24 protein-coding genes and 1 pseudogene are annotated in these 20,780 nt (G+C 37.4%); 1 reads left to right on the plus strand and 24 read right to left on the minus strand.

Annotated features, from left to right (window positions below; all coding sequences use genetic code 11):
• Positions 1-19 precede the first annotated feature (19 nt).
• The 8 genes from panC to LDK52_RS07945 all read right to left on the minus strand — a co-directional run bounded on the left by panC (position 20) and on the right by LDK52_RS07945 (position 6,735).
• Positions 20-850 (minus strand): pantoate--beta-alanine ligase, encoded by an 831-nt coding sequence (gene panC, locus LDK52_RS07910; RefSeq protein ID WP_277585414.1) that lies wholly within the window; start codon positions 848-850, stop codon positions 20-22.
• Complete coding sequence (gene panB, locus LDK52_RS07915; protein ID WP_277585415.1) at positions 825-1,682, minus strand: 3-methyl-2-oxobutanoate hydroxymethyltransferase; 858 nt, start codon at positions 1,680-1,682, stop codon at positions 825-827. The genes panC and panB overlap by 26 nt, the downstream gene beginning before the upstream one ends.
• Before the next feature lie 221 nt (positions 1,683-1,903).
• A complete protein-coding gene (locus LDK52_RS07920) occupies positions 1,904-2,893 on the minus strand; it encodes a biotin--[acetyl-CoA-carboxylase] ligase (RefSeq protein WP_277585416.1) in 990 nt (329 codons plus the stop codon).
• Complete coding sequence (locus LDK52_RS07925; RefSeq protein WP_277585417.1) at positions 2,877-4,085, minus strand: CCA tRNA nucleotidyltransferase; 1,209 nt, start codon at positions 4,083-4,085, stop codon at positions 2,877-2,879. Before LDK52_RS07925 ends, LDK52_RS07920 begins: the two co-directional genes overlap by 17 nt.
• Positions 4,063-5,193: an N-acetyl-alpha-D-glucosaminyl L-malate synthase BshA gene (gene bshA / locus LDK52_RS07930; protein ID WP_277585418.1), complete on the minus strand. Its 1,131-nt coding sequence runs from the start codon at positions 5,191-5,193 to the stop codon at positions 4,063-4,065. Before bshA ends, LDK52_RS07925 begins: the two co-directional genes overlap by 23 nt.
• A 12-nt stretch (positions 5,194-5,205) precedes the next feature.
• Positions 5,206-5,613: a methylglyoxal synthase gene (gene mgsA / locus LDK52_RS07935; RefSeq protein WP_277585419.1), complete on the minus strand. Its 408-nt coding sequence runs from the start codon at positions 5,611-5,613 to the stop codon at positions 5,206-5,208.
• Positions 5,614-5,623: 10 nt separating this feature from the next.
• On the minus strand, positions 5,624-6,400 hold the full coding sequence (dapB, locus tag LDK52_RS07940; protein ID WP_277585420.1) for a 4-hydroxy-tetrahydrodipicolinate reductase: 777 nt from the start codon (positions 6,398-6,400) through the stop codon (positions 5,624-5,626).
• A 2-nt stretch (positions 6,401-6,402) separates the two neighbouring features.
• The gene (locus LDK52_RS07945; protein WP_277585421.1) at positions 6,403-6,735 is read right to left on the minus strand and encodes a nucleotide pyrophosphohydrolase; all 333 of its coding nucleotides are present in this window, start codon (positions 6,733-6,735) and stop codon (positions 6,403-6,405) included.
• A gap of 106 nt (positions 6,736-6,841) precedes the next feature.
• Here LDK52_RS07945 and LDK52_RS07950 point away from each other — a divergent pair, with 106 nt between their 5' ends.
• Positions 6,842-7,711 (plus strand): YitT family protein, encoded by an 870-nt coding sequence (locus LDK52_RS07950; protein ID WP_277585422.1) that lies wholly within the window; start codon positions 6,842-6,844, stop codon positions 7,709-7,711.
• A 192-nt stretch (positions 7,712-7,903) separates the two neighbouring features.
• Here the strand turns inward: LDK52_RS07950 and LDK52_RS07955 are convergent, their stop codons facing one another.
• From LDK52_RS07955 to hisC, 16 genes and pseudogenes are all read right to left on the minus strand, one after another.
• Positions 7,904-8,287 carry a hypothetical protein gene (locus LDK52_RS07955; protein ID WP_277585423.1) on the minus strand — a complete coding sequence of 128 codons (384 nt, stop codon included), beginning with the start codon at positions 8,285-8,287 and terminating at the stop codon, positions 7,904-7,906.
• 93 nt (positions 8,288-8,380) lie between these two features.
• A pseudogene (locus LDK52_RS07960) lies at positions 8,381-9,096 on the minus strand (IS1595 family transposase); the annotation flags it as partial.
• Positions 9,097-9,477: 381 nt separating this feature from the next.
• On the minus strand, positions 9,478-9,870 hold the full coding sequence (locus LDK52_RS07965) for a hypothetical protein (protein WP_277585424.1): 393 nt from the start codon (positions 9,868-9,870) through the stop codon (positions 9,478-9,480).
• A gap of 4 nt (positions 9,871-9,874) precedes the next feature.
• Positions 9,875-10,102, minus strand: coding sequence for a sensor histidine kinase (locus tag LDK52_RS20090; RefSeq protein ID WP_407081800.1), 228 nt, complete (start codon positions 10,100-10,102; stop codon positions 9,875-9,877).
• 525 nt (positions 10,103-10,627) lie between these two features.
• On the minus strand, positions 10,628-11,308 hold the full coding sequence (locus LDK52_RS07970) for a zinc metallopeptidase (RefSeq protein WP_277585425.1): 681 nt from the start codon (positions 11,306-11,308) through the stop codon (positions 10,628-10,630).
• A gap of 56 nt (positions 11,309-11,364) precedes the next feature.
• Entirely contained in the window at positions 11,365-11,961 is a 597-nt protein-coding gene (gene lhaT, locus LDK52_RS07975; RefSeq protein ID WP_277585426.1) for a lipoprotein heptaprenylglyceryl N-acetyltransferase LhaT, read from the minus strand.
• 66 nt (positions 11,962-12,027) lie between these two features.
• Positions 12,028-12,807, minus strand: coding sequence for a menaquinol-cytochrome c reductase cytochrome b/c subunit (locus LDK52_RS07980; RefSeq protein WP_277585427.1), 780 nt, complete (start codon positions 12,805-12,807; stop codon positions 12,028-12,030).
• A 42-nt stretch (positions 12,808-12,849) separates the two neighbouring features.
• Positions 12,850-13,524 carry a menaquinol-cytochrome c reductase cytochrome b subunit gene (gene qcrB / locus LDK52_RS07985; RefSeq protein ID WP_093060857.1) on the minus strand — a complete coding sequence of 225 codons (675 nt, stop codon included), beginning with the start codon at positions 13,522-13,524 and terminating at the stop codon, positions 12,850-12,852.
• Between the two features lie 20 nt (positions 13,525-13,544).
• Positions 13,545-14,048, minus strand: a complete 504-nt coding sequence (locus LDK52_RS07990; RefSeq protein ID WP_277585428.1) for a QcrA and Rieske domain-containing protein — start codon at positions 14,046-14,048, stop codon at positions 13,545-13,547.
• A gap of 157 nt (positions 14,049-14,205) precedes the next feature.
• Complete coding sequence (locus tag LDK52_RS07995; protein ID WP_277585429.1) at positions 14,206-14,652, minus strand: YpiF family protein; 447 nt, start codon at positions 14,650-14,652, stop codon at positions 14,206-14,208.
• 13 nt (positions 14,653-14,665) lie between these two features.
• On the minus strand, positions 14,666-15,217 hold the full coding sequence (locus tag LDK52_RS08000; RefSeq protein WP_277585430.1) for a ReoY family proteolytic degradation factor: 552 nt from the start codon (positions 15,215-15,217) through the stop codon (positions 14,666-14,668).
• A gap of 20 nt (positions 15,218-15,237) precedes the next feature.
• Positions 15,238-16,482, minus strand: coding sequence for a tetratricopeptide repeat protein (locus LDK52_RS08005; RefSeq protein WP_277585431.1), 1,245 nt, complete (start codon positions 16,480-16,482; stop codon positions 15,238-15,240).
• A 163-nt stretch (positions 16,483-16,645) separates the two neighbouring features.
• Complete coding sequence (locus LDK52_RS08010; protein WP_277585432.1) at positions 16,646-16,783, minus strand: hypothetical protein; 138 nt, start codon at positions 16,781-16,783, stop codon at positions 16,646-16,648.
• Between the two features lie 481 nt (positions 16,784-17,264).
• Complete coding sequence (gene aroA / locus LDK52_RS08015; protein WP_277585433.1) at positions 17,265-18,563, minus strand: 3-phosphoshikimate 1-carboxyvinyltransferase; 1,299 nt, start codon at positions 18,561-18,563, stop codon at positions 17,265-17,267.
• Positions 18,564-18,575: 12 nt separating this feature from the next.
• Positions 18,576-19,676, minus strand: a complete 1,101-nt coding sequence (locus LDK52_RS08020) for a prephenate dehydrogenase (RefSeq protein ID WP_277585434.1) — start codon at positions 19,674-19,676, stop codon at positions 18,576-18,578.
• Positions 19,676-20,776 carry a histidinol-phosphate transaminase gene (gene hisC / locus LDK52_RS08025; protein WP_277585435.1) on the minus strand — a complete coding sequence of 367 codons (1,101 nt, stop codon included), beginning with the start codon at positions 20,774-20,776 and terminating at the stop codon, positions 19,676-19,678. Before hisC ends, LDK52_RS08020 begins: the two co-directional genes overlap by 1 nt.
• Positions 20,777-20,780 lie beyond the last annotated feature (4 nt).

Genomic DNA, 20,780 nt, shown 5'->3' on the forward strand with positions numbered 1-20,780 from the left:
ATCGACTTTTTTGTCTTGATCAAGTTAATATATTATCGATTAACCGAGCTTTCTCGAAAAATACTGCTGTCGCAAATAAAACTTCTTTCGTTTCATTCGTAACAGGCTGCAACGCTGGGTAGGATAACGCTTCTAAATAATCAATTTTCCCAGACGTATTACTGTCAATATGCTCTTTCCCCTTAGCAATTGCTGCTGCTAAATCACTTGTTTTTTCCCATGTTTCTGTAGCTAATTGCAATGCTTTATACAAATGCATTGCCTCTACACGCTCTTGCTCACTCAGAAACACATTTCGAGAGCTTTTAGCAAGTCCGTCCGCTTCTCTAACAGTCGGAACTCGAACTATTTGTACTGGGAAGTTATACGCCTCCACAAATGTCTCAATAATTGCTAGTTGTTGTGCATCCTTTTGTCCAAAATACGCCTTCGTTGGTTGTACAAGATGAAATAACTTAGTAATTACTTTTAGGACACCATCAAAATGACCTGGTCTGCTTTCTCCACATAGCTTTGTCGAAAGATCTCCCACAGTTATAGTGATCCCACTCTCAAAAGGATACATTTCCGTAGCACTAGGAATGAATAATACGTCTACTCCTGCATCTGTCGCTAGCTGTGTATCTTTTTCAATATCTCTTGGGTATCGATCTAAGTCTTCATTTGGACCAAATTGAGCTGGGTTTACGAAAATACTTGCCACGACCAAGTCGTTATCGACTCTCGCCTTATTCAATAACGCTAGATGTCCTTCGTGTAAATAACCCATCGTAGGTACGAACCCGATCGTTTTTTCTTTATTTAAAGAGATTATATGTTTTAGCTCATTTATCGTTTGTACTGTTTGCATGATTGCCTCCATAAAGTGCAGAAAGTTGCTCTTCCTTCATCGTAAACGAATGCTCTAAAGTAGGAAAAGTACCATTTCGAACTTCCTCTACATATTGCTTGATACCTGCTAAGATTGGTTCTCCAACATTCGCAAATTCCTTCACAAATTTAGGAATATGATGTGTTCCGTATTTAACCATATCATGGAATACTAACACTTGCCCGTCTGCTTGAGCACCCGCTCCAATACCAATAGTTGGGATAACCAGGGAATTAGAAATTGTTTCTGTTAGTTGGTATGGAATGCATTCTAGAACGACCGCGCAAGCCCCAGCTTTCTCACATAATTTCGCATCTTCTATTAGCTTTTCTGCTGCAGCTGCCGTTTTACCCTGTACTTTGTATCCACCTAGTACACCCGCAGATTGAGGCAACAAACCAAGATGCGCGACAACTGGAATACCTGCAAACGTCAATTTTTCTATAACTGGCAGTACATCATCCGCACCTTCAAGTTTCACAGCCTGTGCACCTGTTTGCTGCATTAGTTGGATCGCATTTGTTAACGCTTGGTCTAATGAACCGTGAAATGTTCCAAAAGGCATATCCACCACGAGGAAAGTATCCTTCGCACCACGTCTAACGGCTTTTCCATGATGAATCATATCATCCATTGTAACGAGTACAGTCGAATCATAGCCAAGCACTACCATGCCAAGTGAATCTCCGACAAGAATCATATCCATTCCTGCCTCTTCTGCAAATTTTGCAGTTGGAAAATCGTAAGCTGTCATCATGGTAACTTTCTCATTGTTTTTTTTCATACTAATAAAGTTACTCGTCGTTTTCATACTATTATCCCTCCATTTGTGTGAAGAGAAAACCATATAAAAACCCTTCTAATCCAATTTGGACAGAAGGGCAGAAAAATTAGGTTCATAGGTTTTCTCCGTCCCTGTCATATAGATCAAGGCAGACTATTTAGTTAAACAAGCTTTTTTAAAAAGGTGCAGTTCAAAAAAGATACTGCCCAATACATACAGAATAACAAACAAGTTGCAATTCGTCCAAATTAATTTTTTCCTAGTAAATGAATATCGGCAGAATAAACACCACGAATTTCACCACTATCTAGTTTTAGTTCTAAAACGCCGTCATTTGTTATACCTAAGGCAACACCTTCAACAGTTTCCCGTAACATAGTGGCACGTATGCGTTTCCCAATCGTACAGTTAAGACTTTCCCAAAGAATCTTAATAGGTTGAAAACCTTTTTCCACATACAAGTCTCCATACTTTTCAAGATAGGAAAGAATTTTAGCTACCAATAAAGAACGATCTACCTCTTCACCGTTTTCCATTTTTAATGATGTAGCTGTAGTTTGAATGGATTCGTCAAATGCACTCAGTTCCTGATTCACATTGACACCAATCCCTATAATAATGGAATGGACGATATCCATATCTGCTTGCAACTCAGTTAAAATACCTGTCACTTTTTTTCCGTTAATAAGAATATCATTTGGCCATTTAATCTGAGGAGTAAGATTTGTCACCTCTTGAATAGCTTGAGTAATAGCTACAGCAGAAACAAGTGTGAATGGAGCAGCATTCTCTGGACTGATTGCTGGACGAATAATGACACTCATCCATATACCTTTATTTGCGGTCGAGTCCCAGCTTCGTTCTAATCTTCCTTTTCCGGCTGTTTGTTTCTCTGATATTATAACGGTTCCATGGGGTGCGCCTTCACGTGCTTTTTCTGCCGCAATAATTTGCGTGGATTCACAAGTCGTATAATAATCGATATTTCTCCCTAACTGCTTCGTGGTCAGATTAGGAATAATTCGCTCTGGAGTTACTAAATCCGGTATAGACTCTAGCACATACCCCTTCTTTTTGATGGCTTTTATTACATAGCCATCCTCTTCGATACTCTTCAGATGCTTCCAGATCATCGTTCGCGAAATATGTAATTCATCTGCGAGCTTCTGACCAGAGACAGGTTCCCCTTTTGCATTCATCAGCGTGGAAATAATTTTTTCTTTAATGGAGATATTCATGAGAAAACCATCCCTTTATCTCTTGTCTGTCATTCGTTATTTCGCCATTTACTATCATGTGTGATAATATGTCTAACACTTCTTTGATCCAAGGACCTCTTTTTTGATTGGCCCATTGCATTAAATCATTTCCATTAATAACAATATCTTTTTTGGAGGCAATTGGAATAGCACGTTTTCGTAATAAAAATTCCTCAAGCGAATCAGGTATTTCATTAGAAAGAATGGATTTTCCATAATGGTAGGCTACTGATAAAACTTCCTCACTATAATGGAATAATTCATCGGCTGTCCAAGCACCTTTTACTAAACAATGGACTGCTTGAACCACATTTTTCACATGTCTTTTCTCATCATTTGAGCACTTAAAATGATTTAATAGCTGATGAACAACCTCTTCCTTTTGCTGAAGAGCAAAAAATGCCCACCCATTTGCTTTTACATTAAAGCTAGCGAAGTCATTCCAACTTTGTAGACCCATTTTCCAGCTTCCAGGGAAATTGCTCGATAACCCACTGTCTACAAATAATTGCATTCCTTTGAAAGGACAATCACTTAGCCACATTTTCTCTAGCTCGACTTTTACCCTTTCTATGGAAACATGTGATATGAGTGCATGCAAGGATTGAATTGCATGTAAGGTATTTTGCTCAAGGGAGAAATTCAGCTGTGCAGAAAATCGGACCGCTCTTAACATTCTTAATGCATCTTCTGAGAATCTTAACTCAGGATTCCCGACTGCTTGAATTATTTCTTCCTCGATAGCTTGTCTTCCTCCAAAATAATCGACCAGCTCATCCTCTTTTGTTAAGGCCATCGCATTTATCGTAAAGTCTCTTCTTTGTAAATCTTCTTTCAAGGTACGAACAAACGTAACTCCATCTGGTCTTCTAAAATCTGTGTATGTCGATTCCGATCTATACGTAGTTACTTCGATAGGCTCGTCCAACACAACTAATACAGTTCCATGTTCAATACCAACATCAATCGTATGCATAAATATCTCTTTGACTTCATTCGGCGTTGCATTCGTGGTAATATCGACATCATTTACAGGAGCGTTACGTACAAAGTCTCGGACAGCCCCTCCTACTACAAATGCCTCGAAACCCGCTTGTTCAAGTTCATCAATTATTTTATAAGCTGCTGGCCACCGATTTTTCATAACGCTATTTTTTCGCCACTCTTTCATACATCGCTTCGTATTGCTCCACAATACTTTTTGAACTAAATCGATCCTGTATAATCTCAAGTGATCTATCTACTATTTGTTTATGTAATGTAGGGTTTTGTAAAATTTTCACACCATATTCTGCTACCTTCTCACAATCCCCTAATTCAACGGTATATCCATTTTGTCCATTTGTAATAACTTCTGGAATTCCACCAACATTTGTCCCTATACATGGTACTCCACAGGCCATAGCTTCAAGTATTACTAAACCAAATGACTCTTTTTCAGAGAGCAATAACATAAGATCCGCTATTGCATATAGCTCAGATAAACTATCCTGTTTTCCTAAAAACAACACATCATTTTCAATGGAGGTGCCTTTAATAGATTCCATAATAGGATGTTTTTCAGGACCATCTCCTACCAATAACAGTTTAGAAGGAACCTTCTGATGGATCAGTTGAAAGCTTTTCACAATATCCGGAACATGCTTCACTTTTCTAAAGTTTGAAACATGAATAACTACTTTTTCATCCGGTTTTATACCTAATAATTCTTTTAGGTTTCCTGGATCCTTTTTCGTGTATTCTCGTTCATCTATAAAATTATATATCGTCTCAATACTTTTGTTCGGAGCTATTAAGTCCATCGTTTCTTCGGCAAGGGAGTGAGATACCGCAGTAACGACATCTGATTTTTCTATCCCATATTTAATGGCACCTTTTAGGGAAGAGTCATAGCCCAATACTGTTATGTCTGTTCCATGTAAGGTTGTAACAATGCCAACATCTGAATTAGCCATATCTTTAGCCAAAATAGCGCACACTGCATGAGGGATAGCATAATGGACATGTAAAACATCTAATTGCTCTTCTACAATTACTTCTGCCATTTTATTGGCTAGTGCAATGTCATAGGGAGCATATTGAAATACAGAGTAGCTATTCACTTCAACCTGGTGAAAGGTTATTGTTGGATATATTTTATTTAATCGGAAAGGGATTCCAGATGTGATGAAATGAATTTCATGTCCTTTTGCTGCAAGCATCTTTCCTAATTCCGTCGCAATTACTCCAGATCCACCAACTGTTGGATAGCAAGTAATACCTATTTTCAATTTACGCACTTAATCACTTCCTTAACGTGAACGTCTCTCTGCTAATAAACGCCAATCTAAAAACCCTTCTTCAATACCTTTTAACAGAATTTCTGCCGTCCCCATATTCGTTGCAAGCGGAATCTGATATACATCACAAAGTCGAATGAGAGCAGTTACATCTGGCTCATGAGGTTGGGCAGTAAGTGGATCTCGGAAAAATATGACCATATCCATTTCGTTGTTTGCAATTGATGATCCTATTTGTTGGTCACCACCAAGTGGTCCTGATTTATATCTAAAAACATTTAAGCCAACTTCATCGATAATACGAGTTCCCGTTGTTCCGGTAGCAAATAATTCATGCTCCACTAATATGGATTTGTAGGCAGTTACGAACTGTATTAAATCTTCTTTTTTCTGATCATGCGCTACTAATGCAATTCTCATTCTTTACCCCCTATAAAATAATATCTTCTAAACCGTAAATCAAAACATTACGTTTCACAACTTCCTCAATCGACAATACAATTCCAGACATAAAAGATGCACGGTCAAACGAATCATGTCGTAAAGTGAGCAATTGTCCTTCCCCGCCAAGCAGTACCTGTTGATGTGCAACTAAACCAGGTAAACGGACACTGTGTATACGCATACCATCTACATTCGCTCCTCTTGCCCCTTGGATTGTCTCTTCCTCACTCGGATGACCCTGTTCCATCGAAGAGCGTGTCTGCTGAATCATTTGAGCCGTTTTAATAGCTGTTCCCGAAGGGGCATCTACTTTTTGATCGTGATGCATCTCGATAATCTCTACATTCGGCAAATATTTTGCTGCTGTTTGTGCAAACTTCATCATAAGGACAGCACCTATAGAAAAGTTAGGTGCGATAATACAGCCCACTTGTCTTTCTTCTACTTTATTACGTAATGTATCTAATTGTAAATCAGTAAAGCCAGTTGTACCAATAACTGGTCTTACACCATACTCTAGGGCAGTCATCGCATGATCAAATACTGCTGAAGGTACTGTCAAGTCAACTAATACATCTGGTTCTGTTTGTTCGATTAATAATTGCAAAGAAGTGAAGGTGGGAACTCTATCCCCTATAGACTCCATATCTTTCTTTGAATCCAATACCGCTACTAATAAAAAATCCTTATTTTTAATTATTGTTGCAACTGCTTCTTTTCCCATTTTACCTCTAGGGCCTGCTAATGCTACCTTAATAACCAATTTTAGTCCTCCTTGACCGTCCATCTATCTTTATCTCTCGTATTATATTTGTGTAAGACTTGCTCTAGTGACTGTTGCAGATCTATACCTTCCACGTTTGCAAGACACAGTAGTACAAAAAAGAAATCTCCCAATTCATCGGCTATCTCTTTTTCTACCTCTGTATCTTTTTTCTTCTTTACCCCATACTTATGTTGAATCTCTCTCGAAAGCTCCCCCAATTCTTCTGTGAGTCTTGCTAATAATTCCATTGGTGGAAAATAACCTTCTCTATATTGATTTATGTATGTATCTACTGTTTGTTGTAGTTCATTTAAACTTTTTTTCTCTGTCAAGTTATAATCTCTCCTTTTACATCGTAATAAATTTAACCACTAGTTGTCAAAGCTAGCGAAATAATTGATAATAGCTTAAGTATGAACTAATAAGTGAGGTGGAACAATGGGAATTGGACTTAAATTTAAAAACATAATAATGATTATATTGGGATCAGCCATTTATAGTTTTGGCTTTGTTCACTTTAATATGCAAAATGAACTTGGAGAAGGCGGATTTTCTGGAATTACGCTCGTTCTATATTTTGCGTTCAACTGGGATGTAGCTTTGATGAACCTTTTATTAAATATACCAATGTTTTTCTTAGGTTGGAAGTTGCTTGGTAGGAAAATGTTTGCTTATACATTGATCGGTACTATTTCCGTCTCTGTATTTTTAAAATTATTTGATATTTATGAAGTTCACCTAGGCCTAGAGGATGACTTGTTTCTAGTTTCGCTATTTGCAGGTGTTTTTGTCGGTATAGGTCTAGGAATAATATTCAAATATGGTGGGACAACTGGCGGAGTGGATATTATCGCCCGCCTTGTATTTAAGTACAAGGGATGGAGCATGGGGAAAACGATGTTTATCTTCGATGCATTCGTTATAGTATTATCATGGGCAACTTTCTTAAATGAGCGCTCGATGATGTATACACTTGTAGCGGTATATGTAGGAGCAAGGGTCATTGACTTTGTACAAGAAGGTGCTTATTCTGCTAGAGGTGCATTTATCATTTCTGAAAAGCAAAATGAAATTGCAGATCAAATTACGAATAAATTATCTCGCGGTGTGACTATTTTAAATGGACATGGACATTTTACTAAAAACAGTCGCGAAGTAATCTATTGTGTCGTAGCCAAAAACCAGATAAGTGCATTAAAGACGGTAATAAGCTCAGTAGATCCCCACGCATTTGTGTCTATTACAGAAGTAAAGGATGTAATGGGTGAAGGCTTCACTTTAGATGATGAGAAAAACCCGATAGAATAGTATTAAAGGATTGTTCGAGTATTTTTACTTGGACAATCCTTTTTTAAAGGCTCTGTTAAATAATATTGTTGATAAATCCACTAATAAAGAAAAAGGACCAATTTACGGTCCTTTTGTGGTATTCTTATTCAGCTATTAAAGTGTCGATTTTATTGGACTAATAATCCAATATACCTTCCTTTTCTCGAAAATTTAGTATTGCTTCTTCACATCGTTATATATTTTTATTGCCTGTTCATAAATATGATTATTAGGCTCGATTTGATAATTTTCAGCACTGTCACTTAGGTGATAAATTCCCATATCATCTATCACTAAAGAACCTGAAGTTTGGTCATTATAGATAAATGTTATTGTTATCGCCTTTTCATAATTAACTTGCTGGTTTGTTTGTCCACTATACTCTATATGATTGTAAGCCTTCACAAGTGACTGAACAGTTTCTTTATCTACTTTGTCATATCCCTCGTACAAACTCTGCCCAAAACCAATATCAAAGTAATCTGCTTTAATTTGTTTTACAGAGTTATCATTACATCCGCTTACAATTAAAAATACAATTAGCAATATAGACATAAATAATATTTTTCTCACAATCTCACTCCCCCCAGCATACATTGATGAAAATTTTGTTCAATCAAACTTCTCGTATGATGAACAACAACAGACCTAATATTGATACGTTCCCAATGAGCTATAAGTTTCATTAATGGGTAGTAGACAACTATCTACTACCATCTTGCTTATAGAACCATCATCACTTCTATGCTTCACAATATCGAGAAATTGAAACCAACTCAAATAATGGTCGAGGTATTTTGTTGCCACGCCATTAAATCGTTGTATCCAGCCTTTTAAACTACTGTGATTGTTATTCACGTTTTGGATGTGAGAAATGCCTCTTACTCGATCAATTCCGTCTGATTTGAAGCGATAATGCTCCAAATCTTTGCTTTTCGCATAGGTAGAAAATGCCCTCCAAGCCTCGGTGAAGAGCGTGTTGTCTGGTGATAACTTTGAACCTATGGCTGTGTGTAACTGTGTCTTAACTAGCCGCCCTCGTCCAAGAACACCTGGATAAGTGGCTTTTTGTCGGTCTCTTGCAATGAGGACACAATCCTGCTCTCGACTTCTTCCTCGAAACTGGGATGACCCGCCACGCTTTCGTAATTTTCGTTCTTTGATATTTCGCTTGCATTTTGGAGTATAGAAAATATGTTTCATTCATTTCTACAATACAAGAAAATGTATTAAAGTCTGTTTGTTTTAGGGCAGCCAATACTTTTCTCCAATAAGAACAAGGTAACAAAATGTACGCCTCCGATGAGGTCTGCCGATTTACGGAAGGAATAGCCTTCCAACAGACACTTAATGAATTCTATCCATTATATTTAGGTGGTATTATATCCAATAATCCCATCATATAAAGTGGATTTAATTGATTGGAGCGCAGAGCGGCGACTTCAGTGGGAATAGCGCGAGCTGAAGACCCTGGACCGCGCGTAGCGAAGGAAGCGGCTGAAGCCCTGCCCACCGAACGCGTCCGCTCGGAGCGAAAATCAATGGCAAGTCTATGTTATAATATATAGAGGACCGTGCGTCTTTTGTCCGGTTTTTCATAGTTAACTATTCTAAATTTAATAATTGTTATCGTATTGAAAAAGGGCTTGGAGAAATGAATACTCCCAAGCTCTTTATTTTCTGTCTTTTTATTAATATTTACCATTTACTTTAAGTATATTTCTTCAAAATGTTTATCACTTAAATTATTTCGAATCCTCTGTTAAGAAAGTAATCAGTGCAAATAGTGCAAATGCCAATAATAATAAAGTTCCCCCTACAATGAAGAGAATCATCACAAATGTTTCATTTAAGTTAAATGGGTTTAAATTATACATCCACATACCAAACGTTAGACCAAGTGCGCCAAGCATTGCTGTAATAGCGTGTATAGATACCAGTTTTTTATATTTTACAGTATAAACTTTATAAAATATTCCCCATGCAAATACGGATAACCACCCAACTAATAATATATGTGCATGTATAGGACGCAATGAATAATCCATATCTCCACTCATTTTCGACCCTAAAATCGTACCTATTACTCCAAATATTGCTGCAAAACGAATTAATCGGATTGACCATTTCTTTTCCATCATGTTAGCTCCTTCTTATTGGTAATTTAATTTCAAATGTACTTCCTTTTCCGACTTTACTGGTGACATTTACTTCTCCACCATATAACTCCACAACTTTGTTGACTATGGAAAGTCCTAGCCCAGTTCCATCTTTCATTCTTGCTGTATGTACCCGATAAAAGCGAACAAATATTTGGGTTAGTTGTTCACTATTAATCCCAATTCCTGAATTTTTAAATATAATTTGAATTTCGTCATGTACTTCCCCTCAAGTAATCAAATTAATACATGCAGATTCAGAATACTTAATAGCATTACTTAATTAATTATCCCACACATTCATGAGTAATTCTGCATCACCTTGAATAGTTACAGGTTATAATTATAGGATAATTCTAATTTTCGTTCATTAATCCGCAATTGTGACTTCCTTATAGTCTCTTTTAACTGCCTGGCATCCCATTACTAGCTGAGGATTTTGTTACTACTTCAACGCCATCAACTCCTTTTTCCACTTGAATTGCATCGATGTCTTTACCTAAAACGTAACTTACCATGTTTTAATTGTTTTAATGCTAAAACATACGATAACCTTCTTTTCATTTACATTCTTCATCATAAACTAATTATATAAACTAACGATACTTGGGCTGAAATAGGGGTATTTATACATCCAAGTGGAGTTCTTATTTTTCTAAAACTTAGTTATAGTAGAAATTGACACAAAAAATGGAGAGCACGACAGAAGTCATTGCTCTCCATTTTTTAATTTATACTAATCGTTGCGAGTCATTCCTGTATAGATTAATACTAGTCGTAATAACTCTAAAACTGCTACTGCTGTTGCAGCGACATAGGTTAATGCAGCAGCGTTTAATACTTTTTTCGCGTGACGTTCTTCTTCATTGCGTATAATACCATGGGATACCATTTGGTTCATCGCTCGACTTGAAGCGTTAAATTCCACAGGTAACGTAACAATTTGGAATACTACTCCAGCAGCTAATAACACAATTCCTATTAACATAAGATTCGGGAAGCTAGCTAGCATTCCAATCATGATAAAAACCCACGAAGCGTTGGAAGAAATATTAGCAACTGGTACTAGTTTATGGCGTAAATTTAAAAATGAATAGGATTCTTTGTGTTGAATTGCATGACCGACCTCATGTGCTGCAATCGCAGATCCTGCAACAGAAGATTCATGAAAATTATGTGAGGACAAGGCCACTATTTTAGTCATTGGATTGTAGTGATCACTTAAAAACCCTCTACTCTCCACAACTTGAACATCCGATAATCCATTTGCATCTAATATTGTTCTTGCTACTTGCGCACCTGTCATACCAGAAGTAGAACGAACTTTTGAATATTTTTTATATGTTCTTTTAACTTTCATTTGTGCATACAAAGGCAATAATAAAATTATCGCAAAGTATATGAGATAAGAAGCCAATCTTTTTCCCCCTCTATAATCTATACTACTTATTTTAATAGGAATAAGAAATACATTCAACTAATACGCTTTGACCTTTTTTGATAAATGAAAGATGCTAGCGCAATACAAGCAATGGATAGCCAAAATGTAAAGTAACCAATCTGATCAGCATATTTGTTTAAACTCCTATATGTGGGCATTTGATCGAATACATAATCAACCACATCATTATGTAAAGTCCATATAGCAGCAATTAATATATGAATCCAAGTAAAGCGATAATATGGAATGTACAATACAGCTTGGACCGCCATTGCAAAATGTGAAGCTACTAACATCCACCCCATCCAACCGAGATAATCATTCTCCACGTACGTCCAAACATTCATCACGACTGCCCATAAGCCGTATTTAACAAGCGTGATTAATGCGAGAGCTTCGATTAACTTCCAATTTTTCTTTAACAACCACGCAAATAACGCAATTGTAAAAAATAAACTAGCAGTAGGACTGTCTGGGACGAATAGAAGAAACTTGGCTTCTGTTTGAGACAATTGGCCCTTATACCAATAGAAACCATAGACCGTACCCAAAAGGTTAACAATGAATAGCAGCCACATAAATGTTTTATTAAAGAGAACTAATTTTATATATAGTAGCAATTCTTTCATTTATTTGGACTCCTTTTTTGTATGAAAAAAGAGAGTCAGTTTCCTGACTCTCTTCATTTGTTAAAATTATTCTGCTGGTTGTAGTGTTGTAATATACTCAGCTAGTTTTTGTAGCTCTTCTTCGGTACCTTGATAAGTTCCACCTGGCATACCGCCTCTACCTTCGTGGGCGATCTCTACGATTTCCTCAGCAGTCAAGTCTAAACCTACTAATGGAAGTCCTATACCGCCCTCAAACGCGTTACCGTGACACCCGATACAAGATGAAGCTTGGTAAAGTTGATAACCTTCTGATGTTTCATCAATTTCAACTGAAACTTCTTCTTTAATCTCACCATATGCTTTTGCTTTTTCCCAGTCATGGTTTACAACAGATTCCCACGTTAAATAAAACATGGCAGCAATTGCAAGAAGCATGAATCCTGTCGGTAATGGACGTTTCCATGGACTTCTTTCTTTACTTGTATCTAAGAATGGTACTAATAATAGCGCTCCGAAAGCCAGTCCTGGCATAACCATTGCTCCAATAATATTGTATGGTCCTGAAGCAAATTCATATTTTAATAATTGATATAAAAATAAGAAATACCAGTCTGGTACTGGAATATAACCTGTGTCAGCTGGATCAGCTGGGCGTTCAAGTGGTGATGGATGTGCAACAGTTAATACTAAATAACCAACTAAGAAAACCGCACCGACTAACCATTCTTTTAATAAGAAGTCAGGCCAGAAAGCTTCTGTTTTACCTGGGTACTCAGAATAGTCTTTTGGAGTGTTTTTCTTTCGGTTAGAAAGATCTGGTACACGTGAGTCTCCAACGAATTTCATGCCTTTTCCGCGATGCATAATGTCCCCTCCTTGTAACAATTATCTGTTCCATTTTACCCATTAAAGTGGTCCAGAAATACCTTGACGACGAATCATGATAAAGTGAGCTGCAAGTAAGCCAAATAAAGCAGCTGGCAAGAAGAACACATGAATCGCAAAGAATCTTGTTAATGTTTGTGCACCAATGATTGTTTCATCACCAGCTAAAAGTGTTTTAATCATTCCACCGATAAATGGAACAGATGCTGCAATTTCAATACCTACTTTTGTTGCGAACAATGCTTTCATGTCCCAAGGAAGTAAGTAACCTGTAAATCCTAAACCTAACATAACAGCGAAGATTAATACTCCAACCATCCAGTTTAGTTCACGAGGTTTTTTATAAGAACCAGTAAAGAATACACGTAATGTATGTAAGAACATCATAACAATTACAAGTGATGCCCCCCAGTGATGCATCCCGCGCACGATTTCACCGAATGCTACTTCATTTTGAAGATAGTAAACAGATTCCCACGCATTTTCAATGTCAGGTACATAATACATAGTTAAGAACATACCGGAAAGAATTTGGATTACTGTGATGAAGAACGTTAATCCTCCGAAACAGTATACAAATGCAGAGAAGTGATGTGCAGGGTTTACGTGTTCTGGTACTTCGTGGTCTGCAATATCACGCCATATAGGAGTAATATCAAGACGTTCATCCACCCAATCATAGATTTTATTAAGCACTGATGTCGTACCCCCTTACTTTAAGCTAATGTGTTAGGAATAGCTTTCCCAATTTCTAAGAACCCGTCATTGTCACGAACTTCATATTGATCCAACGGACCTAGAGGTGGTGTTTTTGGAACATTTTTACCGTTTTTCTCGTAACGACCCGAGTGACATGGACAGAAGAATTGATTTTTGTGCGCTGGGTCACCTTCCCAGCTTACTGTACAACCCAAATGTTTACATACTGGAGAAAGTGCGATTATTTCATCGCCTTCTTTGTATACCCAAGCTGCATTAGTAATATCAGACTTGTACCATGCATCAACTTGTTCAAAAGTGAAGTCAACACGTTCTGGTTTTTCCGTAATATCGGCAATTTTCTTCTCCGTTAATACGAAATCTCCGCCTTCTTTTTTCTGCAATACAGGATCAACTGCAAATCGTACCATTGGCATAAGCATTCCTGCTGCCATGAATCCGCCAACCCCTGTTAAGGTATAACTTAAAAATTGACGTCTCGATACTTTATTGTTACTCATCCTTTTCCCCCCTCTTACTTAAAGGTCAGTCCAATGGACATACTTGCTTGAATAATAATACTAGGACATATCCATGATATATCAATAAAAAAGGAAGGTCAATATTCGATTTCCTCGAATTCTAAATTTTACCGACAAATGATGTAAAAAACTGTCACTAATTCGCCCATTTTTTTGCAAAAATCGGAATAAGTTGTCGTAATTGATCTTCTAATACTGAGTTTCTCATTTTCTGATCCATAGAATCCAGTGGAACAGACGGAATCCATATAATATTTTGTTCTTCTCCTATTGTACTCCAATCTCTATCCGAAGTAACGAAAAAAATGTGTTTGAAGGAAGCTTTGTTTAATTCTTCCTGCCACTCTTTAAAAACCGCTTGCTTGTCCTGGCTTTTTGTATAAGAGAAGGAAGGAAATAAAATAATCCTTCCTTTGAACTGATTTTCAATGACGTTTGCTAAAGATAATGTAAAGTCTGCTGCAGATGCAGCAAATCGGAATCCATCATCAGAACCATCAATTTGTATTAGTGGGACCACTGCTGTATCTATAAATTCTTTTTGTGCTTGAAATACTGCACTATCTTTTCCGTTCCAATGCATTTTGTAACCTCTCCTAAACCTCTTTGTCTTGTATTTGCTTCCATAAGGAAGAAAGCTCCATGAATTTCTCTTTGTTATTCTCATCAATTGCTTGATCAATTTGCTTTTTTAATTGTTCCATCTGAAAGGCTTGCAAGCTTTCCATTACGATATCCTCTGCAATCATTTTATCCTTTTCACTTATCTGCAAATATTTTGGCATGTATGGATTTTCTTCTAATACCGCCAAATACTCTGGACTAGGTGGCATCATTTGAAAGTTCAATTGAATGTACATATCCTCTTCCGGATGTAAACGCAAATCATGAAAGGACTTTTCAGCATCAGCAGTCATGATGCTACCTTTATAGAATCGAAATGGTATACCTGAGGACGTCGTAACCGACATAATCATTGCTCGAGGACAATAGTGCGCCTCCTCCACAAAGTGGACGTTATTCAACAATGTCTCGTGGCTTATTAAGTAATTCAAGATCCACACGCACTCTCTTCTTTTCATCTGATACTTTTTTAAAAACCACCGAACAAATTCTTTTTTCTCACCAACTGAAACAGAAGCAGTCACGTAACCTCTCCTTCCCTCATTTATTCGAACATTTCAAACCATTCACTATTTTCCGGTTGAAGTTTTTGCAAAATCAGTACAACCTCTTTTGCCTCTGCTCTTTTCCCTTCCTCTAAAAGGAAATAAACATATCTTTCTAAAAAAGGAACATCCTCTTTATGTTCAGTATATGCAAGTTGATAAAATTCGTATGCTTTTTCAAAGGATTCTAATCTTTCGTATGCAACTGCTAAAAATGGGTACATCGCAGACCATTCAAATTGCTCTTTCTTCAACGTTTCATAGAGTTCCAAGAGCTCCTCATCCTTCTCTTCTGTGGAAAGTAAGGAAGACAAGATGAAAATAGCATCCATATATTCTGGGTCAAGTGCAATTGCTTCCCTTAAAAAAGTTTCTGCTTCTTTCACTCTACCCAATTTCAAGGAAATTTTACCTGCAAATAAATAATATTCTTTTTCAAACTCATCCCTATTAATACCGTCTGTAATTGCTTTTAGAGCATCCTCATTTTTGTCTTGCATTGCATATGTCTCAGCAAGTAGCATATAGCCTGAGAAGTAGTCAGGATCAATTTGAAGGAGGTCCTCTAACTGATTGGTAGCAGTCTCATAATGCTGCACTTGGAAGGATGCATAAGCAGCATGAAAGAGCACGTCTGGTGCGACTTCTTTTTTCAGTGCTTCTGTATAAAAGGGGATCGCTTCTTCATAGGCCGCTCCAGCACTATAGATTTCTGCTAATTTAAGCGATAAATCTACTCCTTGTATGGAGTCCTGATGAGGTAGTAAATCCTCTATTACACGTGCTGCTTCTAAGTATCTGCCAGTTTCAAACAATAATTCACCTTTCGCATACATTAGCAAAGGTTCTTTTGGTAATAACATAATTGCTTCATTTATTTTTTGTTCTGCAACCTCATATAGCCCAAGCATTTGATAATAGTCAGCTAATGTAAGTAATGCCTGCGGATAAGCATCACTCGTTTTTTCAATAGTCGTTAGCATTTCTAGAGCTTCATCTTCTTTATCCATTTCCAAATACAGCTGCGCTTGATCGATCTTCAGCTGATTTTCTTCCGGAAATAAAAAGTGAAGATGCTCTAGGACAGTAATGGCTTCTTGTAAAAATCCGAATTGAGTCAGCGAATCTGCTAGTTGGTACTGCTCATCGGGATCGCCATTCAATAAGAAATGTTCAATCATTGTTCCAAGTTTTTCTATGTTTCCTTCTTCCATTGCCTGGATGAAAGGTGTCAAGTTGTCCATGTTATCACCATACTTTCATTATACCTTTATCCTACAAGAACATTTGTTTTTGAACAAGAGAAAAACCCTCATAGTTAAGGGATGCCAATAATAAATATAATATCAGCCACTTTTCTGTTCAAAATTGAACAAAAGTGGCTGATATTAATCCTTCCAATATAGATTATTCTACTTCTTCAAGGGCGTCAGGATAAATAACGCTGTCAAACACTTCACCCGAAACTTCATCCTTCGAATTAATCTTCACTTTATAATCGTCCGAATCTACACCATTAAACAATTGATAGAGCAATACAGACATCCCTAGACCCATCACACAAAGCCATCAAAGCTATTTTCATATGCGGCCATATCTGCGCATTCGAAATTATTAAACTCCATATAGAACACTAGTTCTACCGATGATATAATAAACCCACAATTGCATATGCAGGGCTGGCGGTTGGTCACTTCCATGTAGAATGGAAGTGATATTATGACAACTTTTGAGATTATAAGTTTACTAATTCAACTATCCATTGGTTGGGTTGCCTTATTCTCCATTTTGTTGTCCATCATCTTTTTTGGAATGAAAAAGAAGTAACCGCCCCTCCCACAAAGGTTTGACGGTTACTTCAACGTTAAAACTGGATCAACCGCTCTTCTTGCGGTTTGGCAATTGTATGACCGGGTGTTGACGCACTCGGTATTTATAATATATGTCTATTTTATCATATTCATCAGAAAAATTACATTGGTAGAGAAAATATGTCATACATTAAACACAAATTAATTTTACAGAATTACTTTGATTTTATAACACTCGAAATATCTTCAAAAAATGTCGGGTAGGAAACAGCGATGCACCCTGCATTATCTATTGTGACAGGGTCTGTTGTTATCAAGGAAGCGACTGCTGCCATCATGCCAATACGGTGATCTCCATAAGTGAGGAGTTCGCCGCCATGAAGTGTTGTCGGTCCTTCGATGATCATGCCATCATCTGTGGCAATAATATTAGCTCCCAGTTTTTTTAATTCATTTACTACTGCATCAATTCGGTTCGTTTCTTTCACTTTTAGCTCTTCTGCATTTTTAATAATAGTTTTCCCGTTCGCTTGAGTAGCTAGTAAAGCGATAACCGGGATTTCATCAATAAGTCGAGGGATCAGCTCTCCACCGATTTCCGTACCAACTAAATCAGAGGACTCGATGTCAATCGTACCCATTTCCTCGTGACTACTGTTGTCGGAGTCATTAACTGTATAAGTAGCACCCATTGCTTGTAGAACGTCCATAATACCTGTTCTTGTTGGATTTAAGCCGACATTTGTCAAGGTCAGCCTGCTATTTGGGACAATTGCTCCAGCAACTAATAAAAACGCAGCAGAAGAAATATCACCTGGTACAATAACATGCGTTCCAGTAAGCTTTTGTCCACCTTGTAATCGTATCGTTTTATCATCTACCGCAATAGATGCACCGAAGTGTTTTAACATTTTCTCTGTATGATCTCTAGACGTTTCCATTTCCTCCACTACGGTTTCTCCGTCTGCATTTAAAGCCGCGAGTAAAATAGCAGATTTCACCTGCGCACTAGCTACTGGCATCGTATAGTGAATAGCTTGCAATTTAGATCCTTCCACTGCAATAGGGGTAAATTGTCCGTTTTCTCGCCCTATCAGCTTCGTACCCATTTGTTTTAATGGATCCGTGACTCTTCTCATTGGACGTTTTTGGATTGATTCGTCCCCTATTAAAACCGATGCAACGGAAGAGCCAGCTAAAATTCCGAGCATTAAACGAGTAGTTGTCCCAGAATTCCCCGTATATAGTATTTCATCGGGTTCTTTCCAGTTCATGATCCCTTCACTCATAATCGTTACTTCCTCACCATCAATAGAAATTTTCACTCCAAGCTTTTGAAAGCAATCTATTGTACTTAAGCAATCATCGCTCTGTAAAAACCCTTCGACAGTTGTAGTCCCTTCTGCTATAGCACCAAACATAATGGAACGATGCGAGACAGACTTATCTCCAGGGATACGAATAGTACCCTCTAATGTAGGCTGTGCATAATCTAAATTCTGACTAGTTACCAAGGTCATCCCTCCTTAAGAAATATACGTTTCAAATGTTGTGTTCTTAGCAATGCACTCCACAGCTTTTGCACGATCATCTATCGATTGAAAGCTTATGACTAGTATTCCAAAAACGTCTTCACGAGTTTCAACAATCCGTAAGTTCGTGATACTTATATGGTCTTTTGCTAAATATCCTGTTATTTCAGAAATGACACCAGGATAATCAGGTACATCCACATAGAGGTCAAATACACTATACATCGCCCCTTGTGAATTGATAGGTAGATCATCTCGTATATTTTTAGCGGTTGTAAAATATTCCTCTATATCACTTGAATCAGCGTAGGAAAGTAAGTCTTGCAATTTAGTCATTTCATTGGTCCATATTTGTAATTGATTACTTAATTCCTTCCGATTTTGAAGGGTTATATCTCTCCAAACAATTGGATTGGCGGAAGCAATTCTAGTTAGGTCTCGAAATCCTCCGGCCGCAAGCTGTTTTGTAAAAGGATATTGTTCGTTTTCAAAAGATAATTGATGTACAAGGGAAGCTGCGACTAAATGCGGGAAATGACTAACTACAGCAGTCATATGATCATGTTCCTCTGCTCCAACTTGTACTAATTTCGCTTTCGTTACATGTAATAAATCTATCAGAACTTGAATTCGTTCTTCAGATTCGTCTTCAAAAGGTGTCAGTAAATAATAGGCATTTTCAAACAGGATCGGTCTGGCAGCCTCTACACCACTTTTGTGGGAGCCAGCCATGGGATGACCACCTATAAACGTAATGCCCTTTTCTTTTAATGAAATGGCAGCTTTCATTATTTCTTTTTTCGTACTACCTGTATCTGTTACAATTACTTGTTTCTTTAGTTGCCAATTCGGCAATTCATTCATCAACCGAATTGTTTCACTTACGGGAGTAGCAAAAACAATTACGTCCGCAATCTCCGTTCCATCTTCCATGTTCGTAACCATCTCATCAATGACACTAATTCTTTTCGCTGTTCGAAGCGTATGTCCATTTGCATCATATCCAATTATTGTCACATCTTTATTGCGTTTTAACCCAAGTGCCAGGGAACCACCTATTAATCCAAGACCTATTATGAAAACGGTTTGCTGCATTATAGGACGCCTTCCTCTTTTAGAACTTCATCTAGTTTTTCTAATAACTCATTGTTTTGCTGCTCAGTTCCAATTGTAATACGAAGGTATCCTGGTTTCCCTAATACATTCCCACTTCGAACGATAAAACCACGCTTCATCAACCCTTGGAATACTACATCACTATCAGCTTTCACTTCCATTAAGATGAAATTAGTTTGCGAAGGGAAATAATCCAGATTTCTTTCTTGGCAATAAGACATAAATTGAGCTTTCCCAGTATTATTTTTTTCTCTACATTGTTCTATAAATGCTTGGTCCTCTAAACCAATAAGCGCAACTTGCTGACTTAGAACGGTATTATTAAATGGCTCGCGCGTTGGTTCTAGTTGAGCTATTACTGCTTCTGATCCGATTGCATATCCAACACGAAAGCTTGCAAGGCCATATGCTTTAGAGAAAGTACGCATGATTAATACATTTGGATGATTTTCTAATAATCCTATAGAATCTTTGTAGTTTATGTCTGTTATGTATTCTGTGTATGCTTCATCCAAAACGATTAAAACATCCGTTGCTACTTTTTCGATAAAATCTTTCAATTTATCGCTAGGTGTTAATGTGCCAGTTGGGTTGTTTGGATTACACACCCAAATGATGGCAGTGTTTTCATCAATCGCTGCTAGCATATTGTCTAAATCATGCTCTCCGTTGTTTGTAAGAGGGATTTCACGTACCTCTGCTCCTTCAACGATCGCATTATGCTTATATTGACCGAATGTTATATCGGCCATAATTGTATTCAATCCAGGTCGTAAAATAGCTCTTGATACAATTAAGATATTCTCGTCAGATCCATTACCAAATAATAGTTGTTTCTCCGAGACGTTCAAATGATTCGCTACAGCTGTTCTTAAATTTGATGCATATCCATCCGGATAGATGGCAAAATCTATCGTTGCATTCTCGAAGTATTCTTTTACTTTTGGTGACGCACCATATGGATTTTCATTGGATGCAAGTTTCGTCACTTTTTCTAAGTTAAACATCTTCTTCACTTCGTCGGAAGTTTTGCCAGGCTGATATGCATTTAACCCATTGATCTGTTGTTTGAATTTCATTTTA

This window comes from Psychrobacillus antarcticus, from assembly GCF_029533155.1.
GTDB classification, from domain to species: Bacteria; Bacillota; Bacilli; order Bacillales_A; family Planococcaceae; genus Psychrobacillus; species Psychrobacillus antarcticus.